This window comes from Streptomyces globosus (assembly GCF_003325375.1).
GTDB classification, from domain to species: domain Bacteria; phylum Actinomycetota; class Actinomycetes; order Streptomycetales; family Streptomycetaceae; genus Streptomyces; species Streptomyces globosus_A.
This window is the reverse complement of the sequence record NZ_CP030864.1, coordinates 348717-370259: the sequence shown is the minus strand read 5'-3', so window position 1 is coordinate 370259 and position 21543 is coordinate 348717. Positions and strand designations below refer to the sequence as shown.

18 protein-coding genes and 1 pseudogene are annotated in these 21543 nt (G+C 73.3%); 10 read left to right on the top strand and 9 right to left on the bottom strand.

Annotated features, from left to right (window positions below; translation table 11 throughout):
• Positions 1 to 512 precede the first annotated feature (512 nt).
• Positions 513 to 1586 (top strand): hypothetical protein, encoded by a 1074-nt coding sequence (locus tag C0216_RS32455; protein ID WP_114059353.1) that lies wholly within the window; start codon positions 513 to 515, stop codon positions 1584 to 1586.
• A gap of 80 nt (positions 1587 to 1666) precedes the next feature.
• Here the strand turns inward: C0216_RS32455 and C0216_RS32450 are convergent, their stop codons facing one another.
• From C0216_RS32450 to C0216_RS34030, 4 genes are all read right to left on the bottom strand, one after another.
• Entirely contained in the window at positions 1667 to 2476 is an 810-nt protein-coding gene (locus C0216_RS32450) for an alpha/beta fold hydrolase (RefSeq protein ID WP_114059352.1), read from the bottom strand.
• Positions 2477 to 2744: 268 nt separating this feature from the next.
• Positions 2745 to 4061: a hypothetical protein gene (locus tag C0216_RS32445; protein WP_114059351.1), complete on the bottom strand. Its 1317-nt coding sequence runs from the start codon at positions 4059 to 4061 to the stop codon at positions 2745 to 2747.
• Between the two features lie 110 nt (positions 4062 to 4171).
• Entirely contained in the window at positions 4172 to 5377 is a 1206-nt protein-coding gene (locus C0216_RS32440) for a tachylectin-related carbohydrate-binding protein (protein ID WP_246043017.1), read from the bottom strand.
• Positions 5374 to 5616, bottom strand: coding sequence for a hypothetical protein (locus C0216_RS34030; protein ID WP_174250580.1), 243 nt, complete (start codon positions 5614 to 5616; stop codon positions 5374 to 5376). The genes C0216_RS32440 and C0216_RS34030 overlap by 4 nt, the downstream gene beginning before the upstream one ends.
• A 4-nt stretch (positions 5617 to 5620) precedes the next feature.
• Between C0216_RS34030 and C0216_RS32430 the strand changes: the two are divergent.
• Positions 5621 to 5959 (top strand): annotated as a pseudogene (locus C0216_RS32430) (LuxR C-terminal-related transcriptional regulator); the annotation flags it as partial.
• Positions 5960 to 6216: 257 nt separating this feature from the next.
• Here the strand turns inward: C0216_RS32430 and C0216_RS32425 are convergent.
• Positions 6217 to 6621: a cupin domain-containing protein gene (locus C0216_RS32425; RefSeq protein ID WP_114059349.1), complete on the bottom strand. Its 405-nt coding sequence runs from the start codon at positions 6619 to 6621 to the stop codon at positions 6217 to 6219.
• A 52-nt stretch (positions 6622 to 6673) separates the two neighbouring features.
• On the opposite strand from C0216_RS32425, the gene C0216_RS32420 reads away from it, so the two are divergent.
• From C0216_RS32420 to C0216_RS32405, 4 genes are all read left to right on the top strand, one after another.
• Positions 6674 to 7660: a GlxA family transcriptional regulator gene (locus C0216_RS32420; protein WP_114059348.1), complete on the top strand. Its 987-nt coding sequence runs from the start codon at positions 6674 to 6676 to the stop codon at positions 7658 to 7660.
• A gap of 120 nt (positions 7661 to 7780) precedes the next feature.
• On the top strand, positions 7781 to 8821 hold the full coding sequence (locus tag C0216_RS32415; RefSeq protein WP_114059347.1) for a vWA domain-containing protein: 1041 nt from the start codon (positions 7781 to 7783) through the stop codon (positions 8819 to 8821).
• 187 nt (positions 8822 to 9008) lie between these two features.
• Positions 9009 to 9986, top strand: a complete 978-nt coding sequence (locus tag C0216_RS32410) for an RNA polymerase sigma factor (RefSeq protein WP_114059346.1) — start codon at positions 9009 to 9011, stop codon at positions 9984 to 9986.
• Positions 9986 to 10330: a hypothetical protein gene (locus C0216_RS32405; RefSeq protein WP_114059345.1), complete on the top strand. Its 345-nt coding sequence runs from the start codon at positions 9986 to 9988 to the stop codon at positions 10328 to 10330. The genes C0216_RS32410 and C0216_RS32405 overlap by 1 nt, the downstream gene beginning before the upstream one ends.
• A gap of 214 nt (positions 10331 to 10544) precedes the next feature.
• Here the strand turns inward: C0216_RS32405 and C0216_RS32400 are convergent, their stop codons facing one another.
• Positions 10545 to 11420 carry an arylamine N-acetyltransferase family protein gene (locus C0216_RS32400; RefSeq protein ID WP_114059344.1) on the bottom strand — a complete coding sequence of 292 codons (876 nt, stop codon included), beginning with the start codon at positions 11418 to 11420 and terminating at the stop codon, positions 10545 to 10547.
• Between the two features lie 321 nt (positions 11421 to 11741).
• Here C0216_RS32400 and C0216_RS32395 point away from each other — a divergent pair, with 321 nt between their 5' ends.
• The 3 genes from C0216_RS32395 (at position 11742) to C0216_RS32385 (ending at position 17766) form a co-directional block, all read left to right on the top strand.
• On the top strand, positions 11742 to 12719 hold the full coding sequence (locus C0216_RS32395) for a hypothetical protein (protein WP_246043016.1): 978 nt from the start codon (positions 11742 to 11744) through the stop codon (positions 12717 to 12719).
• Between the two features lie 76 nt (positions 12720 to 12795).
• Entirely contained in the window at positions 12796 to 14664 is a 1869-nt protein-coding gene (locus C0216_RS32390) for an HSP90 family protein (RefSeq protein ID WP_114059342.1), read from the top strand.
• Positions 14665 to 17766, top strand: coding sequence for a hypothetical protein (locus C0216_RS32385; RefSeq protein WP_114059341.1), 3102 nt, complete (start codon positions 14665 to 14667; stop codon positions 17764 to 17766). It abuts the gene before it with no gap.
• 42 nt (positions 17767 to 17808) lie between these two features.
• Here C0216_RS32385 and C0216_RS32380 read toward each other — a convergent pair whose 3' ends face one another.
• Both C0216_RS32380 and C0216_RS32375 read right to left on the bottom strand, forming a co-directional pair.
• Positions 17809 to 18450, bottom strand: coding sequence for a hypothetical protein (locus C0216_RS32380; RefSeq protein ID WP_216827149.1), 642 nt, complete (start codon positions 18448 to 18450; stop codon positions 17809 to 17811).
• Complete coding sequence (locus C0216_RS32375) at positions 18447 to 18713, bottom strand: hypothetical protein (RefSeq protein WP_162793379.1); 267 nt, start codon at positions 18711 to 18713, stop codon at positions 18447 to 18449. Before C0216_RS32375 ends, C0216_RS32380 begins: the two co-directional genes overlap by 4 nt.
• A gap of 263 nt (positions 18714 to 18976) precedes the next feature.
• On the opposite strand from C0216_RS32375, the gene C0216_RS32370 reads away from it, so the two are divergent.
• The gene (locus tag C0216_RS32370; RefSeq protein ID WP_114059339.1) at positions 18977 to 19894 is read left to right on the top strand and encodes a hypothetical protein; all 918 of its coding nucleotides are present in this window, start codon (positions 18977 to 18979) and stop codon (positions 19892 to 19894) included.
• Between the two features lie 590 nt (positions 19895 to 20484).
• Here the strand turns inward: C0216_RS32370 and C0216_RS33740 are convergent.
• Entirely contained in the window at positions 20485 to 20727 is a 243-nt protein-coding gene (locus tag C0216_RS33740; protein WP_162793378.1) for a hypothetical protein, read from the bottom strand.
• Positions 20728 to 21543: the final 816 nt, after the last annotated feature.

The following is a 21543-nucleotide window of genomic DNA, read 5'->3' as shown; positions in this document are numbered from 1 at the left end:
GACGGCTGCCCCGGCGGAGTCCTTGACCTCCTTGCCGTCGAGGCCGCGGAAGTAGCGCGTCTCCGTCAGCGTCTTCGGGTCGTCCGCCGCGCCGGTGCGGGTCTGCACCAGGCCGTAGCCGCGCGACACGGAGTGGACGCAGTCCTCGGCCTTGGTGAACTCGTCGGTGCTCTTCGCCCAGGCGGCGCCGCCCAGGTAGGTGTACGAGGTGACGTCATCAGCTGACGGCGACGTTCGAGCGCCGGGGCGAGGACCGAAGGGGGCTCGCCCCGGCGGGCGTCGCGGGGTGGTCTACATCCCCTCACCGGCCCGCCTTGCAGTCCAGGGAAGCAGCAGATCATGCGATGATCGCCTTCCACGGGGAACGGACTTGCGGGGCGCCGGGGTGCTCCCGGCCCGCTCCCGACCGACCTGTTTCTCGAACCGGGGGAAAACCGCTTCATGGCTGTATCCGTGCGCGCGCCGTGCACCGCCGTGCCCGTGGCGGGCGCCCGCCGGAGAGGCAGTGCGTGATGGTGGACATCGCACGTGCCCTCGCCATCGCCGTCGCCATCGCCGTGGCGGTCGTCTACTACCGCAGCACCACCGGTGGTTCCTCCTCCCGCGATCCGTCCGCCAAGGCCCAGAAGTTGGGGCTGCTTCCCGCCTCGCAGCAGAATGCGTCCCGGGCGGCTCCCGAACCCGAGCTGGAACTGGCGCAGGCCGCCGCCGCACGCGGCATATGGGAGCCTGCCGCACGGCTGCTCGCATCGAGCCGGGAGCGCAGGGACTGGGCTCGCCGCTCCCACTACACCGCGGCGTTCGGCGACCACCGGGCCGCCCGCCCGGACAGCTGGCTGGCCGCGTGGGAGGCTTCCGTCGGCCCGGACGACCCGGACGCAGTGCTCGTACGGGCGCAGGCCACGATCGCGCTGGCCTGGCACCTGCGGGGCGGCGGCTGGGCGAAGGACACCAGCCGTGAGCAGTTCGCGGGGTTCCACAGCACCCTGGTCCAGGCGCCGGCCGAGAACGCACGTGCAGCGGATCTGAATCCGGACGACCCCGGACCCCACGTCAACGAGATCTGGGTGGCGGTGGGCCTCGGCCGCTCCCATGCGGACATGCAGACTCTGTGGAAGGAGATCACGGCCCGCGACCCGTACCACTACGCCGCTCACTGCGCGGCGCTTCAGTTCTGGTGCGCGAAGTGGCGCGGCTCGGAGGAGCTGGCCGCGTCGTTCGCGCGGGAGGCCGCGGCAACGGCCCCTCGCGGGAGCCTGCTCGCGGCGCTGCCGCTGATCGCGTGGTACGAGCACCACGACGACGGCGCGAAGGCGGGCGACTTCAGGACTCCGGAGCTGACGGCCGCGGTCGACGCCGCACTCGCGGACGTGGCCGCGGCACCCGCCGGGCACCCGAACACGGCGGAAGTACGGCACCTGCTGGCCTACTTCCTGACCCGGCAGAAGCGGTACGACGAGGCGCTCGCGCAGTTCCGGCTCGTCGACGGCTCGGTGGGTGCGCGACCCTGGAGTTCCTGGAGCGATCCGGCCGGCGTCTACTGCCTGTGGCGGGAACGTGCGGCCCGCGGGGCGCGCCGGCCCTGACCGGTGTGCCCCGCGGCACCGGTCGCCGCGGGCGAATTCGCTGCGGCGGCCGGGTTCCGGTGCGGTGGGGGCGTCACGGGTCAGGCCGCCTGGGGGCTGCGCGGGGCGCCCGCGAGTTCGCGGACGGTGTCCGCTACGGCGCGGAAGTCGTTGCGGAGGATCTTCGAGTGGTTGCTGGGGGCCTTCGCGGCGATGCGGATGTGCGGGTTGCGGAGGGTGGCCGGGGTCAGGTCGGCCCGGATCTTCTCCATCAGCTGTGCTTCCCCGCCCAGGTTGCCGCCGGTGGCGAGGACGTAGCGGACCGGGAGGGTCAGGCTGTCCAGGACGGGGTCGAGGACGGCCGGCGCGCAGAGTTCGTTCGCCTCGATGTTGATCTCGGCGTGTTGCGCGGCGCTCATGCGGGCCGCCAGGCCGAGTCGGCGGGCGACCGGGAACAGCGGGCTCAGCCGACGGAACAGCTTGCGGATCTTCTCGCGGGCGGCGTCGTCGAGCCATTCGTGCGGCAGCGCTCCGTCCACGCACACCGTGCCCCGGGCGCGGCCGGGGTTGCGGGCGGCCCAGTTGACGGCGAGTGCGGCGCCGTAGGACCAGCCCACCACGATCGGCTGTTCCACGGCGCGCGCGGCGAGGACCGCGTCGATGTCGCGGAGGCACGCCTCGAAGGAGTAGTCCGCGGAGCGCTGCGACCTGCCGCGGCCGCGCGCGTCGAACGTGATGTGGCGGAAGTCGGTGCCGCCGAGGTCGGCGATGACGCGGCGCCAGTGCGACCGGTCGGCGTAGCAGCCGTTGAGGTAGACCACGGGGCGGCCGGGGCCGCCGGTGTCGGTCACCGCGAGTGCGGTGTCGTCGACGGTGACCGTGCCGGTCCAGGGTGAGGGGGTCGTCGTCATGGTGTCGTCCTCCGTTTGGGGGCGTTCGCTCTTGTTTCCGACACCAGAAAAGCTACGTTGCGTTTGAGCAAGCATCAACATGCCTACTGCTTGATATTTACGTTTGTGCAGGTAGTTGACTTGTAATCATTGCGGTGAGCATGAGCGGTAATGCAATACACAAGAGGCTTCCGTTGCAATGATCTGAATCTGAACGCGCCCGGCAACAGCGGAGCCCGCGGTGCGCAGCCTGCGTGCTGCGGCCCGCGGGCCCCGGGGTGTGCCGGTGTCAGCCGTTGATCACCTTGTCGTAGCGGAGGGCCACGTACCCCGACGCCGCGTGCCCGGCGATGCGGCCGTCCGAGCCGCCGTTGAGGTAGTCCTGGCCGCGCATCATGTCGTCGTTCGGGTTCGACTGGTGGATGTACGAGAACTTGCCGGCCGCCTTGTCGACCCACTTCTCGAAGAGCACCACGTGCCCGGACGACGTGTTCAGCGCGTCCCCCGGCTGGAGGTCCGACTTGGAGATGGTGGCGCTGACGCCCGGGAGGGTGGCGGTGGTGTAGCTGCTGCCGGCGTGCCAGGCCATCGAGATGAAGCCCGAGCAGTCCGTGCGGTACGAGTGGCCGCCGTCCGGGTCGGAGGCGTACGCGCTCTGGCTGTACGGGATGTCGCGGTTCAGCCAGTTCACGGCGCGGCTCATGATCTCGGTACGGGTGATCTGGCCGCCGCGGGTGGACGGGGTCGGGGTCGGGGGTGCCGGCGGCTGGTAGGTGCAGTCGTTGGCGTACGCGGAGAGCAGGGTCTGCGTCCAGCCGCTCGCGTCGACCGGGTCGTCGGAGTGGTAGGCGATGTCGCCGCCCCTGCCGTCGGTGGGGTCGGCGTCGTGGTACCAGTACATGCCGCCGTTCGTGCGGCCGTAGTAGAGGCCGCCGCCGGGCGAGACGAGGCTGTCGACCGCCGACCAGCCGCTGCTCTTCAGTTCGGAGCGCTCCCAGTCGCCGACGCCGTTGATCTGGTACGAGAGCAGCCTGCCGTCGGCGGTGGTGGCGACGAGGACGTCGTCGCCGGCCGCGGCGAGGGTCTTGAGGACGAAGCCCTCGTCGATCACGACGTGCTTGGCGATGTGCGCCGGGCCGGCGGGCTTGGCCTGGGAGACGTTGTAGCGGTGGAGCTGGCCCGCGACCGTGCCGTAGAGGTGGCCGGCGCCGTCGTAGACCATCTTGTCGAAGGTCCAGCCGCTGTCCCAGATCCTGGTCACGCCGGCCAGTGCCAGGGCGCTGTCGTTGGTCTGGATGTCGACGCGGTACAGCTCGCCCGCCGTGGACGTCACGAGGACCGTGTTGAAGTTGAGGGTGGCCATCGCCTTCGGCGTGAAGCCCGGGTTCGCGCCGATCAGCGTCTTGACGCGGTCGCCGGTGGTCGGGGATATCGCCGTGTACGTGAGGCGCCCGTCCGGCAGGGTGCCGTAGACGGAGACGTTGCCGCCGCAGATGGCGGCCGCCTGGGCCGGCGTCGCCGTGGTGAGGGTGACCAGGCCGAGGGAGGTCGCGGCCGCGGCGAGGGTCGCGGTGAGGCGGAGCGTGCGGGACGACGAGCGACGCATGGGTTCTTCTCCGGTGGTTTCGGACAGCCCTGAGCCGGGCGGGGCGGAAGAGCATGAGGCCGGGGGGTACGAGGCGCGGGGTGCGGCCGGGGCCGCGGCCGCGGCGCGCGTCAGTACCAGTTGTTCTTCAGGAAGTGGTTCCAGGCGCCGCACGGCGTGCCGTACCGGCCGTCGATGTACGACAGGCCCCACTTGATCTGCGTGATCGGGTTGGTGCGCCAGTCGTCGCCGAAGGCGTCCATCTTGGAGCCGGGCAGGGCCTGGGGAATGCCGTACGCGCTGGAGCTCGGGTTGTCGGCCCAGTAGCGCCAGCCGCTCTCCCTGTCCCAGAGCTGCTCCAGGCAGCTCCACTGGGTGGAGTTGTTCCAGACGCCGCCGTCGTGGCGGTTCATCAGGTCGCGGCCGGCCGCCTTCACGGCGGGGATGTCGCGGCCGTCGAGCGGGTCCGCGGCGGTGGTGCAGGTGAACGTGCCCGGCTGGGCGGAGAGCAGCTGCTGCGTCCAGCCGCCGGTGTTGACGGGCGTGTCGTTGTGGTAGGCGATGTCGCTGCCGCTGCCGTCGGCCGGATCGGCGTCCTTGTACCAGTACATGGCGCCGGTGGTGGCGATCCGGCCGTAGTAGAGGCCGCCGCCGGGCGAGACGAGCTGGTCGAAGGCGGACCAGCCCGAGGCCTTCAGGTCGTCGCGGCTCCACCCGCCCGCGCTGTCGATCCTGTACGAGTACAGGGCGCCCGCCCCCGTGGTCGCCAGCAGGCGGTCGTCGCCGGCGGCGGTGAGGGTCTTCAGGACGAAGCCGCTGCCGATCTCCCTGCGCTGGCCGATGTGCGCCGAACCGGTCGGCTTCGGCTGCGACACCAGGTACTGGAGGAGGAGGCCGCCGGCAGTGCCGTACAGGTGGCCGTGGCCGTCGTAGGTGAGCTTGTCGTGCGTCCAGCCGCTGTCGAAGAGCTTGACGGGCGGGCGCTCCAGTACGAGCGACGTGTTGTTGGTGAGGACGTCCAGGCGGTAGAGGGCGCCGGCGGTCGAGGTGACCAGGACGGTGTTGAAGTTGAGGGTGGCCATCGCCTTCGGCTCGAAGCCGAGGTCGGCTCCGATGACGACCTTCTTCAGCTCGCCCGTGGCGGGCGTGATGCTGCTGAAGGTGAGGCGGCCGTCGGGGAGGACGCCGTAGATCGAGGCGGTGCCGCTGCACGTCGTCGCGGCCTGGGCGGCCGGGGCGGCGGCGACGGTCGCCGCGGTGAGCAGCCCGGCCCCGAGCACGCCGGACAGGGCGGCGACGGCGGTCTTGCGGGCGGCCTGGAGGAGGGTGTTGGTCACTGCGTTCCTTGGTCCTTGGCGGGTGAGCGGCCCGGCGGCGGGGTGGCGTAGCCGTGGGCGCGGAGCGGGGCGCGGGCGCCGGAGAGGAGGGCGCGGGCCTGGTCGAGGGCGGCGGCCTCGGAGGCGGCGCGGAAGAAGAGGTAGAGGTCGACGCCTGCGTCGCAGGGCCTGGCCCGGACGTGTTCGAGTCCGTGGGCTGGTCGGGCATGGGCCCAGATGAGGTCGGAGAGGACGGCCACGGTCGCCGTCGTGCCGATCGACCCGGCCAACTCCCGTCTGGGCGCTCTGTGTACGCGCGCGCCGGGCATCGTCGCCTCGCTGATCACCCTGTTCGAGCAGACGTGGAACGCGGCGGTGCCCCTCGGGGCGGACCGCCCGCGCCCCAGCGACACGCAGCCGACCGCCGCCGAGCTGGAGCTGCTGCGGCTGCTGGCGTCGGGCATGACCGATGAGGCGGCGGCGAAGCGGCTGGGGGTCTCACTGCGGACGGTCCGGCGGCAGATGGCCGCGCTGATGGAGCGCCTGCACGCCACGAGCCGCTTCGAGGCAGGCCTGAAGGCGGCGCAGCAGGGCTGGCTCTGACGGGCCGGCGGGCCCGGTCAGCCTGCTGCCTGGGGCCCGGACCTGGGGCCCTGTGTCCGGCGGCCGCGGCGAGGAAGGCGTGGCTCACCCCGCGCGCCCCGACCGTGGCGCGGCCCCTGTCGCCGGGACGGGGCGGACGAGGGGGTCTGGCCCGGCAGAGACGTCCGCGAGCCCGGCGAGCGCACGCGGTCGCCGGGCGGCAGGCGGGTGCAGCGATGTCCACCGCTGGAGGACGCTGCCTGCGGCGGGCCGCCGGTTCAGGCCCCGAGTGTGCCGAGTGCGTGACCGGTCGTCACGTCGACGTGGGCCGGTACCTCGTCGTGGCGGTCGCCGGTGGTCGGCGTCCCCGTGGGCTCGAACATGAGGATCGCGGCGCCGGACGGGGCGTACGGCCTGTGGTGCGTGCCCTTGGGAACGGTGAAGACCGAGCCCCGGGGGAGGAGGACCGTGCGCTCCCCCTCCGGCTCGCGCAGGGAGATGTGCAGCTCTCCGTCGAGGACGAGGAAGAACTCGTCGGTGTCGTCGTGGGCGTGCCAGACGTGCTCGCCCCCGACCTTGGCGATGCGCACGTCGTAGTCGTTGACCTGCGTGACGATGCGGGGGCTCCACAGGGCGTCGAAGGAGGCCAGGGCCTTGGCGAGGGAGACGGGTGCGTTGCTCATGGGCCCATCGTCCGCATTGCCGGGCAGGCGGTGTGAGTGCTAGGAATCGCACATGCCGCACGGATCCTCGCACGCACCGCGCCCGGCGGGCGCGCACCGGGTCGTCGTGGTCGTCGACGCGAACTCGAACCCCTTCGAGCTCGGCTGCGCGACCGAGGTGTTCGGGCTGCGCCGACCGGAGATCGGGCGTGACCTGTACGAGTTCGCGCTCTGCTCCCCCGAGCCCCGCACCCTGATGCGGGACGGGTTCTTCACCCTGACGGGAGTCGCCGGCCTGGAAGCGGCCGAGGCGGCGGACACCTTGATCGTCCCGAACCGCCCCGACGTGGAGGTTCCTCGGCGCCCCGCCGTGCTGGACGCCGTCCGCCGCGCCCACGCGCGCGGTGCGCGCCTGGTCGGCTTCTGCAGCGGCGCCTTCACCCTGGCGGAGGCCGGTGTGCTCGACGGGCGCCGGGCCACCGCGCACTGGCAGTGGGCGGACTCCTTCCGGGCGCGCTTCCCGTCCGTCCGGCTGGAGTCCGACGTGCTGTTCGTGGACGACGGCGACATCCTCACCGCGGCGGGCAGCGCGGCCGCGCTCGACCTCGGGCTGCACATCGTGCGCCGCGACCACGGCGCTGAGGTCGCAACCGCCGTGAGCCGCCGCCTGGTGTTCGCCGCCCACCGCGACGGGGGCCAGCGCCAGTTCGTGGAGCGCCCCGTGCCCGACCTGCCCGACGAGTCCCTCGCGCCGGTCCTGGCCTGGGCGCTGGAGCGCCTGGACGCACCGCTGTCGGTGGCCGATCTCGCGGCGCGCGCGGCGGTCAGCCCGGCGACGCTGCACCGCCGTTTCCGGGCCCAGTTGGGAACGACGCCGCTCGCCTGGCTCACGGCGGAACGGGTCGCCCTCGCCTGCCGCTTGATCGAGCGGGGCGAGGCGCGCCTCGAGGTGGTGGCGCGGCGCAGCGGGCTCGGAACCGCCGCGCGTCTGCGGACGCTGATGCGCCGTGAGACGGGCATCACCCCGTCGGCGTACCGGACCCGGTTCGGGCGGCGGTAGGAGGCGGCTGCGGGCGTTCCGCCCCGGTCGGGCCGGACCGGAGCCGGAGCCGGGGTCGATTGTCAGTGGGGGGTGACAAAGTAAGGACATCGGTTCGGAAGAAAAAGACGGGGAGCGGTCGTGTCCGGAAACCAGAACTACATCAATCACGTTGCCCTTGTGCTGGACGCCAGTTCGTCGATGTCGCACCTGAACAACAAGGTCGTGGAAGTCGCCGACCGCCAGATCGAATACCTGGCCCGCCGCTCGCGGGAACTGGACCAGGAAACCCGTGTCACGGTCTACGTCTTCTCGAACGAAGTCGAGTGCATCATCTACGACAAGGACGTGCTGCGCATGCCGTCCCTGAAGCAGCTCTACCGGGTCGGCGGGATGACGGCGCTGCTCGCGGCCACGCTGAAGTCGCAGCGGGAACTGGCCCAGACGGCCCAACTGTACGGCGACCACAGCTTCCTGACGTTCATCCTGACGGACGGCCAGGAGAACGCGAGCCACCGCTGCGCGGACGCGCCCTCCAAGAGCGCGAAGGCCCTGGTGCAGGCGGTGTCCAAGATGATCGAGACGCAGGACGACAACTGGACGCTGGCCGTCCTCGTGCCCGACCAGATGGGCAAGCGGGAGGCCATGCAGTGCGGCTTCCCGAGGGACAACATCGCCGTCTGGGACGCCACGAGCACCCAGGGCCTGGAGGAGGCCGGCGAGGTCATCCGGGAGGCCACGGAGAAATTCATGGTGGGCCGCACGAAGGGAATCCGCGGCTCGAAGGCGGTCTTCTCCACGGGCGGCGACGCGGTGAACGAGGCCACCATCAAGGCGGCCGGCCTGACCGCGGTGGACCCGTCGGGCTATGAGCTCATTCCGGTGGCGCGGGAGGCGGGCATACGCGAATGGGTCGTGGAATGCGGGCACACCTTCAAGAACGGCTCGGCTTTCTACCAGCTCAGCAAGTCGGAGAAAGTCCAGGCGCGCAAGCAGATCGCGGTGCTGGAGAAGAAGACGGACAAGGTGTACACGGGGCCGGAGGCCCGCGCCCTGCTGGGCCTCCCGGACGCGGAGGTCCGCGTCAAGCCCGACCACAACGACGACTTCACCATCTTCGTGCAGAGCACGAGCGTCAACCGCAAGCTGGTCCCCCAGACCCGGCTCCTGCTGATGGTGTGATGTTCCTGCTCCGCTGAAGAGCCGGTGCCCCTGGCGGGCACCGGCTCTCCGGGCTGCTCCGCGGCCCGCGCGGGGGTGCCGTTCCAAGATTTTTCGAAGTTCTTCTCTCCGACCCCGTCCAAATCCGGTTCCCTGTGCCTCACCCACGGCGACCGGCCCACCCGGGGCGGTCGTGAGGAGAACCGAGATGATGGACCTGTCCTTCGCGGCCACACCGTGCCTGGGGTGCACCGCTCCCGTTGACCTGCTGGACCTGCCCGAACCGCCGGACCGGGCCGGGGACGAGACCGCGGAGTACCTCGACCCGTCGCGCTGGTGCGACCGGTGCCTGCACCACCTCGACGACTGGGACCGCTTCTTCCGGCTGTACCGGCCGCGGGTGCGCTCCTTCTGCCTGGACAGGCTGAGGGGCCTCCTGCCCGACAACGAGGACCACCGGGAGGTCGCCGAGGACATCGCGCAGGAGGTGATGGTCGAGGCGTACCGGCACTTCGGGCGGTGGGAGCGGCCGGAGCGGGCGATCTGGACCACTGCCCGCAACCGGATCCACAAGAAGTGCGCGGCCTACCGCATCGTGGCCAAGGACGGCTACGCCCTCACGGTCAGGCACGCTTCGTCCGCGCTCGTGGAGGAGGTGTGCTGCAGCGCGTCCGCGGATCCGGCGCAGGCGGTCGTCGACAAGGTGGTCCTCTACTCCGCGCTCTCCCGGCTGCCCGTCAGCCAGCAGGAGGCGGTCGTCGTCCACAAGGCCTTCCAGGTGCCTGCGGCGGCGGCCGGCACCGTGCTGGAACGGCCGGGGTCGACGGTCAAGACCCAGGCGGAGCGCGCCCTCGCCCTCCTGCGGGAGGCCGCGGCGAAGGGTGCGCTCGTCGTGCTGCCGGGCGCGGGCCTGTTCGGGCTGTACAAGGTCGTGCAGGAGGTGCCTTTGAAGGCCGTCGCCGAGGGCGCCGGCGACCTCCTGGCCGAGCCCGCGCCGTACACGATGCTCGTCGCTCTCGCCGCGAAGCACGCCATCGCCTACCTCAGCGAGCACTACGGTGCCCTGCGCGAGCGCCTCGGCGGCGGGGAGCGCTCCACCGGGCGCGGCCGTTCGTCCGCCGAGGACCCTGAGCGACGGTCGCTGCCCCGGGGCGGCCGGGCATGGCGCGGAAGGCGAGGAGAGTGATGACGATGCACGCCGTACTCACCGGCTGGACGGCGGACGTGCTCGGCGGCCTCACCGTTGCCCTGGTGTTCTTCCTCCTGCGCCGGGCGCGGACGCACCGGGCCGCCGCCCGCCCGGCGGCACAGCCGGTTCCGGGCGCGCGGGTCCTGCGGACCTACACCCTGATCGGTGTCCGCGCCGCCGACGGCCAGCCCGTCCACCTCCCCAGCAGTCGGCCCGCGGGGACCGTCCTCACGTGGCCGGGCCCAGGCGGCGCCGGCGCCGGCGAGCAGTTCGAGCTCACGGACGCGGTCCTGCCGGACGGCACGTACGCGGCGGAGCGGCGGTGCCTGTACGGGCGCTGACACCGTGCGGGCGGGCGGCCGCGGTCAGGTCCGCCCGGTCGGCCGGGCGGGTGGCCACGAAGGCGAGCGTGCGCCGGCCGGGAGCATGCCCCGGCCGGGTCCTGCTGGACAGTTCCTGACGGGCACCCTAGGGGCGCTCCGGGAGGGGAGGATCCTCGGCCACCACGTGTGCATGCGGCGAAGGCGCGGGGCGGCGGCGCGGAGGTGTCGGGCCTCATCGGGGAGGCGGGGTGTTGGCGGCCGTCCTGTCGGCGAGCAGGGCTGCGGTGTCCTCGTCGAGGACGATCGCGAACTCCTCCCCCAGCACCCGGCCCAGGTCGCGCGGGTGCACGGTGCGGCTGCTGCGGGTGCCGTCCGGGAGGACGGTCGTCCATTCGTCCCCGTCGAGGATCTGGTGGCGGCGGCCGTCGAACCGCTGGGCGTAGGCGCGGCGGGTGAACGGCGACCGGGGGTGCGTGCCGACGTAGTGGCTGCCGCCGACGTAGTCGACGGGGTGCTGCGGGGTGAGCGTGAAGGTGTGCCGGTCGACCCAGCCGTCCGGGCCGCGGTGGTGCAGCCACCAGTGGTCGATGCCGAACTCCCCCGGCCGCCGCTCCAACCGGAACGGCCACCCTCCGGCCTCGGACCGGGCGCCGTCGAGCAGTTCGAGCGGCTCCAGCGGGCCGGCGCCGTACCCCACGTCGCACAGCCAGCGGCGGTCGTCGCCGGGGATTTCGGCGAGCAGCAGCGCGTGCGTGGCGGGCGTGACCTTCTCCGAGCCGAGGGTTACGCGACCGTGCAGGGCGGTGAAGCGGAACCCGAGCCTTTCGAGAGCGGCGGCGAAGAGCGCGGCATGCTCGTAGCAGTATCCGCCCCGTCGGCGCCGCAGCATCTTGTCCTGCACGGCCGGCACGTCAAGCGGAATGGCCGCCCCGAGCACGGCGTCGAAGTTCTCGAACGGCAGTGCGGTCACATGCGCCCGCACCAGCTCCCGCAGCACGCCCTCGGTCGCTGCCCGCTCCCCCCGGAACCCGGTCCGCCCGAGGTACCCCTCCAGGTCCAGCAACTCCCCCTGCCACCCGCCGACGCCCACGCCCTCGCCCACCGCCACTGCACCACCCGTCCGTTCGCGCTCACAGGGGGCGCCTCAGGCACTGCGCGCCCGCCCTCTCCGACGCTATCGCCGCGCCCGAGCCGCCCGCCTCACTCCGCGGACCGATCCGACCCCCTCCCCTGGTCCCCCTCCCCAGGTCGTAGGCACCGGCCGGGCGAGGCTTCCGGGCGGTGTGTGGGGGTTGTCGGCCACATGTCTGGCGCGGGGCGGGAAAGTGTTTGTGCGGGTGTCCCTGGGGCGTGATACTCAGTGGTTTGCGGGGGCGGTCCGGCATCGGCCCTGGTCATGGACGTGTAGCGGGACAAGCAAGGGGTGGGTATGGCGTTGCTCCGGGGGGCGGGGCTGTCGCTGCGGCGGTGGGTCGGCAGGGGCGGTGTGCGGTTGGAGAAGGACTGCGGCGACCCTGCGGTCACGCGGGTGCGGGAGGCCGCTGAGGCCGGTGACTGGGCGGGGGTGCGGGACGGGCTCGCCGCGCGGCCCGACAACGGTGACCGGGCCGGGATGCTGTGGACGCTCTCCGAGGTCGCCGGGGTGGAGGAGTGGATCCACCGGGCGATCGCGGCCGAGCCGGACTCGGCGCTGCCGCTGCTGGTCGCCGGGACGCGTTATGTGGGCTGGGGTTGGGAGGCGCGGACCGGCGCGCGGGCCACGCACGTGTCGCGGGCCCAGTTCGAGGTGTTCCACGAGCGGCTGCGCCGTGCCGAAACGTTCCTCTACGCGGCCGCCGAACGCGAGCCCGACTGGGTCTCGCCCTGGCAGGTGCTGCAGACCAGCGGCCGCGGCCTCGAAGTCGGCCCGGTCGTCGCGCAGCGGCGGTTCGAGGCGGTGGTGCGGCGCGACCCGTTCCATCTGCGGGCCCACCAGCAGCACTTGCAGCAGGTGTGCCGGAAGTGGGGCGGCTCGCACGAGGAGATGCACGCCTTCGCCCGCGCGTCAATGCTGAAGGCGCCCGAGGGGAGCCTGCTGGGGCAGCTCGTCGCGCTCGCGCACATCGAGCACTGGCTGGACCTCGACGGCGAGGCGTGCGCGCAGTACATGCGCGGCTCCGACGTCGTGCGTTCGCTGCGGGAGGCCGCCGACCGGTCCGTCCTCCACGCCGGCTTCGCGGCAGGAGACGGCCGGGTGCAGGCGTGCAACTCCTTCGCCATGGCGTTCGCGCTCGCCGGGGACAAGGAGTACGCACGCCGCTGCTTCGACGCGACCGGCGGCGTCGTCTCCGAGTTCCCCTGGTACTACATCAACGGCGGCGACCCCGTGGCGGCCTACCGCAACTACCGCTCCTCCGTCGGCGCCTGACCCCGGGCCGGCCCAGACCTCCTCCCCCGTCCTGCCGCCGCCCCGCGCGGCGCGCCGAACGAAAGATCCCGTACAGGTGTCGCACTCCGCATCCGCCCACACCTTCCAGGTCGACCTGCGCGGCCTGGTCGACCTGCTGTCCCACCACCTCTACTCCAGCCCCCGCGTCTACCTGCGGGAACTCCTGCAGAACTCGGTTGACGCCATCACCGCCCGCCGGGCCGCCGACCCCGGCGCACCCGCCGCGATCACCGTGCGGACCGGCGGCACGCTCACCATCACCGACACCGGCATCGGCCTGACCGAGGCCGACGTGCACCGGTTCCTCGCGACCATCGGCCGCAGCTCCAAGCGGACCGCCGACGGCGGCCTGGACGGGGCCGGGCTCGCCGCCGAGCGCGGGGACTTCATCGGCCAGTTCGGCATCGGCCTGCTCGCCTGCTTCGTCGTCGCCGACGAGATCACCGTGGTCAGCCGGCACGCCGCCGACCCCGCCGCGCCCGCCGTCGAGTGGCGCGGCCACTCCGACGGCCGGTACACCATCCGCACCCTTCCCGCCGGCGCCGTGCCGGAGCCCGGCACCACCGTGCGGCTCACCCCCCGCGCCGACAACGCCGAATGGACGGCCCACGCCCGGGTCGTCGAGCTGGCCCGCCACTACGGGCGCCTGCTGCCGCACGAGGTGGCCGTCGTCGGCGAGGACGGCGCGCGCACCCGTATCGACGAGGCCCCGCCGTGGCAGCAGCAGCACGGCTCGCCGCTCGCGCGCCGCGAGGCGCTGACCGCCTACTGCCGCTCCGTCTTCGACTTCACGCCCCTCGACACCATCGAGCTCGACCTGCCGGCCGCCGGCCTGCGCGGCGTCGCGTACGTGCTGCCGACCGCGCTCAGCCCGGCCCAGCGCGCCGGGCACCGCGTCCACCTCAAGGGGATGCTGCTCAGCGACCAGGCGTCCGAGCTCCTGCCCGACTGGGCGTTCTTCGTGCGCTGCGTCATCGACACGACGAGCCTGCGGCCGACGGCCTCCCGGGAGGCCCTGTACGAGGACGGCACCCTCGCCGCCGTACGGGACGCGCTGGGCGTGCGCATCCGCGACTGGCTGACCGGCCTCGCCGCGAGCGACCCGGCGCTGCTGCACCGCTTCATCGACGTGCACCACCTCGCAGTCAAGGCGCTCGCCCGCTACGACGACGAGCTGCTGCGCATCGTCCTGCCGTGGCTGCCCTTCGAGACGACCGACGGGAACGTCACCCTGGAGGAGTTCGCGCGGTCGCACCCCACCGTGCTCGTGGCCCGCAGCGTCGAGGAGTTCCGCCAGGTCGCCCCGATCGCCTCCGCCGCCGGCCTCGGCGTCGTCAACGGCGGATACACGTACGACCGCGACCTGGTGCACCGGCTGCCGGAGATCCGGCCGGGGACGGCCGTCACCGACCTGGATCCGGCGACCGTCACGGCGCACCTCGATGCCGTGGACCCGTCCGCGGAGATCCGGGCCGCCGCGTTCCTCGCCGTCGCCCGCGAGACGGTCGCCGCGCACGACTGCGACGTCGTCCTGCGCGACTTCCAGCCGGTCACCGCGCCGGTGCTGCTGCTGGACAACCGGGAGGCCCGCCACGAGCGGACGCGGTCCGGGCTGGCCGCCGACAGCGACGGCCTGTGGGCCGACATCCTCGGCTCGCTGCGCAGCGAGACCCCGCGCGCGCAGCTCGTCCTCAACCACCTCAACCCGCTGGTCCGCCAGGCCGTGACGATCACCGAGCGGGGGCTTGCCGTCGCCGCGGCCGAGTCGCTGCTGGGGCAGGCGCTGCTGCTGAGCCGGCGGCCCCTGAAGGCGAACGAGAGCGCCCTGCTGAACCGGGCGTTCATCAGCCTCCTCACCCATGCCATGCACCCCGGCGGCGCACAGTCCGCTCCCGGTTCCGACGAGCCCCGGAAGGAGCAGTAGATGCTGGACACCCCCGAGGCCGTGTTCGAAGCGCTGCGCGAGAACAACGAGCGCCCGTACGGCCTGCCGCGCACCGTCACCGCGGAGGAGCTGGTCGAGGCCGCCGAGCCGTTCGACAAGCCGGACATCCTGGTCACGGCGCTGATGGAGCTGATGGCGGCGTACGAGAACACCGGCGAGCACCGCAAGTCGCCGGTGGTGTTCGCGCGGCTGCTGAAGCTGTGGGAGGAGGCGCCGGGCTCGTTCAGCGAATGGGAGGCGCACCAGGTCCTGTGGCGCTTCAAGTGGGTCGCGACGTCGCTGCTCCAGGTGCCGGAGGTGCCGCCGGCGACGATCGAGGGCTGGATCGGGCGCATGCGGGAGCGGTACGAGGCGGACGGCCACGGCGTGCAGCCGGTGGCGGCGATGCGGTACCACCTCGCGGCGCACACCGGGGTGGGCACGGATGCGGCGTACGACCTGTGGGCGACCCGGCCCCGCACCCGGCTCAGCGACTGCGAGGCCTGCGAGACGCGCCACCATGCGCTGCACCGCGTCCGCGCCGGCGACGACGCGGCGGCGCTGGAGGTGTGGCGTCCGGTCCTGGAGGGCGCATCGTCCTGCTCCGACGAACCGCAGATGAGCCAGGCGCAGGCGCTGCTGCCGCTGGTGCGGTCCGGCCGCCTGGACGAGGCGCGCTCGCACCACCTGAGCGGCTACCGGCGGGTCCGCGGCATGACGGGCATGCAGGACGAGGTCGGGCTGCACCTGGAGTTCTGCGCCCTCACCCGCAACGAGGGCCGCGGCCTGGAGATCCTCGCCGAGAACCGGCCGCTCTTCGAGGCGGTCGGCGCGCCGCTGGCCCGCCTCGGCTTCCTGACCGGCGTGGAGGTGCTCCTCGCCCGGCTCGTCTCGGACGGGCACGCGGACACGCCGGTGGCCGGGCCGCCCGGACGGAGCTGGACGGCGGGGGAACTGCTGGAGACCGTACGGGCGGAAGGGGAGTCCCTGGCCGCGGCGTTCGACGCGCGCAACGGCACGACGGGGGTCGGCGACCGGCGGCGCGCGCGGCTGGCGTGCGCGCCGCTGACCGGGGAGCCGCTGCCGCTGGGGCTGCGTACGGCCGCCGCGGGCGCGGGGTCCGGCTCCGGGGGCGGGAGCGGGAGCGGCGGGAACAGCGCCCCCGGTGCTCCGGCCGCCCTCGCGATTCCGGAGGACTTCGTCGAGCTGGTGCGGGAGGCCCGGCGGATGGCCGTGCTGGCGCACCCCGGTGACACGCCGCTGTGGCAGCGGATCGCCGCCGTGGCCGGGGCGGACGGGTACGTGCACGACGACCGGCTCGGCCCGGAGGGGCGCCTGCGCGCCGAGCTCGTGGAGCAGCGCGCGTACGGGCTGTTCGGGGACGACCGGGAGACCGAGGCCGTGGCCGCGATGACGGAGGCCGCCGGGCTGTTCGGCGCGGCCGGCCTGCCGTGGGACGCGCTCGTCTGCCGGGCGCGGGCCCTGGCCTGGGCGTCCGTACGGAGGACCGGGGACGGTTCCGGTTCCGGTTCCGACGGCGCTGCCGATGGTGGTTCCGATGCCGGGGCTGCTGTGGACCGGGCGGGGATCCGGGCCGGCCTGGACGCGGTCCTGCGCGAGGCGGAGGAGCTGGCCGCGTCGGCGGACTCCCCGGGCCTGCCGGCCGGGCCGTCCGACCGGGCGGCGGACGCCGACGCCGCCGACGCGGCCGAAGCCGCCGAGGAGTACCTGACCGTCGTCTACTTCCGCGCCTACGCCGCCTACCACGACGCCGTGGTGGAGCTTCCGGAGGTCTCCGCGGCCGCCCTCGAACGGTTCGAGGAGACCGTCGCGCTGCTGCGCTCCGAGGCCGAACGGCTTGCCGTACCGCACCGCAGGGCGGGCGCGCTGGAGTTCACGGCGGATCTGGCGCTGCGCCGCGGCGCGCCGGAGCGGGCGGAGGGCCACCTGCGGGCCGCGCTGGAGGAGGTCGAGGCGTCCGGCCGCCCCTGGCTGGGCATGCGCACCCGCTCGATCCTCGCCCAGACGCTGTTCGCGCAGGGCAGGTACGGGGAGGCCGTCGAGCCGCTCCACCAGGTGATCGCGCTCGCCGTACGGCACGGCGCGACCGACTTCCCGCTGGTCTCCGTGCACGCCATGCTCGGGCACGCGGCCTCGCACGTCGGGGACGCGGCCACCGCGGTGCGGCACCTGTCCGAGGCCGCCGCCCGCCACGACCGGAGCGGCGCGCACGACGCGGCGGCCGACATGCGGCTCCAGCTCGCGGACGTCCTCACGCGCGCGGGCCGGCCGGAGGAGGCCGTCGCCGTCCTGGAGTCCGTCGACGCGGACGAGTCGGGTGTCCTCGACGAGCGGCTGCACGCCCAGGTCCGGCTGACCCTGGGGCGCGGTCTGCGCATGCTGGAGGAGCACCGGGCCGCGGCGGAGGTGTTCCTGCGGCTGGCGGACACCGTCGCGGGCTGGGAGGACGACCCGGCGGTGCTGACGCTGGTGGCGTCGGAGGCGGCGGTGTCGCTGGCGGCGGCCGACCGGTGGGACGCCGCCCGCGCGGCGTACGCCCGTGCCGTCGAGGCGCATGCGAAGGCGGCCAACCCGCCGGTGATCATCCGGATGATGTGCGAGTTCGCCCGGCTGACCCCGCTCGGCGAGCGCCCCGGGGCGGGGGACGCGGAGCAGCAGCCCGGGGTGGCGGAGGAGCCGCCGGGGGTGGCGGAGGCACTCGCCCACCTGGCGGAGGCCGACGCCGTGTGCACGGCGGTGCCGCAGGACACGGACGGCTTCTCCCACGCGTACGAGTCCGGCACCATCCACTACCAGCGGGCCCGTGTCCTCGCCGCGGCCGAGCGCTTCACCGACGCCCTGGCGGAAGCGGAGGCGTCCGTCGCCGCGCACGAACGGGACGGCGAGCAGGGCGAAGTGCCCCGGGCCGAATCCGTCCGGCTGGCCGCGGTGATCGAGTACAACGGCCTCGGCCGGGCCTCGGAGGCGATGGCCCGCCTCTCGGCCGCCGCCAAGCGCTGCCGCCGGCTTGGCCTGGACGAGGCCGCGCAGATCCTGGACGCCGTGCGCGCGGACTTCCGGGCCCGCCAGTCGGACCGCTGAGCCGCGGCGCCTGCCGGCAGGGGACGGGGGCGGGGGCGGACGTCAGGGGTCCTCGCGTTCCCAGAGGGTGAAGGCGTCCTCCCAGGACGCCGTCAGTTCGGTCGGAGTGTCGTGCGACCAGTCGGGGGCCGGGTCGGCCAGGACCGCACGGATGCGGCGTGCGGCCGCACTGTCCCGGCCCTGGACGGCGACGGCCGTGGCCAGGAGTTCCGCGCCGAGGGCCTGCCCGAGGGCGGGGTCCGCGACGGTTCGCCAGAGGCTGTACGTGCGGCGGACCGCGGCCCCGGTGTCGGGGTGCGCGGGGCCTTGCAGGGCGGCACGCAGGCGCAGCGCGTCCAGGTACCAGCCGACCGCCGCCCGGGTGTCGCCGGCCAGGCTGGCGAGGTAGCCGCGCACCTCGCGGATGTCGGCGAGGGCGGTGGTGGGGGTTCCGGCGGTGGCGGCTCCGTACGCGGTGTCGAGCTGCTCGGCGTGCAGCACGGCCTGGTCCACGCTGCCTTCGGCGGCCAGGGCGGCGATGACGGCGATCCGGGCAGGCACGTCCGGGGGTCCGGCGGATGCCGGTGGTGCAGCAGCGGGCGGCTCGGGAGTGGGCCCGGGCAGGTCGGGGGTGGGCCCGGGCGCGCCCGTCCAGAAGGCCGCGGCCACCACGCCCCACGGGCGGAACACCTCGCCTTCGCTCACCACTCCGCCCCCCTGCGCATGCCGGTCACCCGGGTCATGCGGCTCGACGAGTCCCGCCGGCTCGCGTACGGGACGACGCGGGGGCAGAGGTTGCCGGCGGGCAGACGGCCGTCGCCTTCGGGGATTTGCCTGATGACGTAGGCGTGCGTCTGCCTGCGGGCAAATGCGACCGGAGGGATCCGGCGGAACTGTTCGACACGGCCCCGGCCCGCGTCGTATCCGGCGAGCGACCCGGCCATGGCCGGCGCCGGCCAGCGCTTCACCCTCATTGAATTCCCTCGCGACGCCTCACTGATGTGCGAACGCCGTAGCCAACGTGGCCACCCTGGCCGGTAGTTGCCGCGACCGCGATCGCATCGCAGATCGTGACACTATGCCATGTGCGCTCGTTGAGCAGGACCGACGAATCCGTCAACCGGCTCCCCCGGTGGGCGGTACAGGGTGCGCGGCCGCCGTCCATGCGATAGCCGCGGATACGTAATTCACACAAGTCAGCCTTCGTGCACGGGCGGGGGTCCGGGAATTCATGGGACTGGGACTGGGACGGGGCGAACCGGCATCGGAGAGGATCCCCGAATCGGCGCGCCTCGTGGTGCCCGTGATGGCCGCCGGCGGCGGCAGCGGCCGGTCGACGGTGGCCTGCCTGCTCGCGGACGCGCTGGCCCGGCTCGGCGACACGGTCGTCGCCGACCTGTCGGCGCGGCTCTGCTCCCCCTGGCCGGCCTGGACGGCGGGCGCCCAGGGCGGCGGCGGTCTCGGGGCCCTTCCGCCGGACCGGCCGCTGAGCCGGGCCGAGATCCGCGACGCGGCCGCGGTCCGGCCGGCGGCCGAGGGCAGGTGGTCGGTGCTGACCGACGGCCGCGAGTGGAGCGCCGCCCCACTGCCCCTCCCCGCCGACCCCGCCGCCTGGTACCAACTGGCCGCCGCCGGCGGCTGGCAGGTCCTCGTCGCCGACACCGCCCACCCCGTCGCGCTCGACATCACCGCGGCCGACTGGGCGGGCCTGCCGGGGCTGACCCGCGGCTGGTGCGCCCTCCCGTACGCCGTGCCCGTGCTGTGCGCACAGTCCACCGCGGGCGGCGTACACCGGCTGCAACAGGCCGTGGAGGTCCTCCGCCACTGCGAAGGGATGCCCCTGCAGCGCACGGTCGTCGCGTTCTCCGCCGCCTCGGACGGGCGCCTCCCGGCGGTGGCCCGGGCGGCCGCGACGATGCTGGCCCCGCACACCGCGGCCGTGGTGCACCTCCCGCACGACGCGGACATCCGGACGCACGGCCTCGCGGCCCGGCCGTCCCGCATCCGCGGCCGTACGGCGGGGGCCGCACGCGGCCTCGCCGCGGCGGTGCTCGCCACGGCCCGCGAAGCCTTCGGGGATCCGCTGCCGGCGGCACCCCAACCCATGCCGGCTCCCCCGCCCTTGCCCTCGCCCTCCCCTGCCGTATGACCGCCGCCGATCGGGAAACCGGCGGCTCGCCGATCGGACATGCGCGGAGAGCGGCATGCACCAGCCTCCGCCAGCCCCCGCACCGGTCCGATCAGGTCATGCCAGGCCAGGCCAGGTCAGAGCCACTGGGCCCAGCCGAAAATCGCGGTGCATGCCCGCTCGATCGCCTACGGGACCCGACCGCCGCGCCGGCGGACGACGGCCAGAGCCAGCGCAAACCAGACGGCGACGTGCGCCCCCACCGCGACTGGTACGCAGTTTCTCCCGTATCATCCATCGATCCTCCGCGAGGACCCGCTCGTACGCGTTCGGCACCGCTCAGCGCTGCGCTCCCACTCCACGTCCCTTTCCACGCAACCCCCTCCACCGATGCAGCCCTACGCGGGGCGAGCACATGACTACCCCACAGATGCACCACGCCTCAAGACCGTTGTCCGGTCCAGGAGGGCACGCCTCAAGGGACGACCGCTTACTCCCTCACAGCTGCCCGCGTTCTCGTCTGCGCGGCCGTCCAGGCCGGCGGTGTAGCGCAGGGCGCCGGACTCGCCAGGGGCTGCCGGCCGGGTGGCCCGTGGCGGCGGCCACGTGGATCAGACCTGCCAAGCCTGCTCCACCGCTTGGGTGAGCCTGTTGCGCGTGAGCCAGGGGCTCAGCGGCGTCAGGCGGCCGACCACGCGGCTCAGCCATTCGGGGTCGCCGAGGCGGTGTGCCTCACCCGCCTCGACGAGCTGAGACAGGAGGCTTGCCAAGAGGAACGTGTCGATGATCCGGTACGCATGTGCGTGCCGGGTGAAGGTCAGCTTCCGGTCCTCGTAGGGGTGGCGGAGCGTCATGTCGAGGTGGCCTCCACCACGCCCTCTGAAAGGACCGGGCATGTTGCTGGCCAAACCCAACAGCGTGAAATCACCTGAGCGGGGGTATCCACGCCCGATGTAGACGCCGATCCCGAGCATGATCCTTGACCACGCGATCAGCTCGCTTCCCTCGGGTGCTTGCCGGAACATCCCCTCCTCACGGCACTCGAGCCACGATCCGCCAGGCCGGTGAGCGTCCCCGACCGCCCAGACACCTTCGACAGGTTCCAGCGGCCCCAGCGCCATGCGTGTATCCCCCATGGAGTCATTTGATCACATGAGCTCCGCTTGGCAGCCGCCACCTTGGGAATGGCGCAAAACGACGGAAACGACGTCCCGACCGTGGAGCTGGGAGGCCCGCAAGCCGATTCCGGTCCGCACGGTGCTGACGGCGGACCGACCGATCGAGGGGTCCACACCGGACCGCCGGCCACCAGTGCCAACTCCAGCGCGGTTGGCGGAGTAGTTCACCGAGCGCGCGGCCGTATGCGCGGTGACGGCCGCCTGCTTCGCCCGGTCAGCCGAGGACTGCGCGGCCGCGGCCGACTGTTCGGCGTTGGGCACGAACCCGGCCGAGGCCCGCACCCGCGCGGTCAGCGATGGGGATTCTGTCCGCGCCTATCCCCTTGCGGGCGGGCGCGTCCACGGCCGGACCTCGTTCCTTCGACCGGCAAGCGGTCCGGCTGACACCAGGTTCCCGGCGCCGGCGCCAGGGACGTCTCCGCCGTCCTGGTCGGTGCCACGGTTCACGTGCTCGCTGCCGGTTCCACGGGGCAACCTGTACCGGCAGACCGC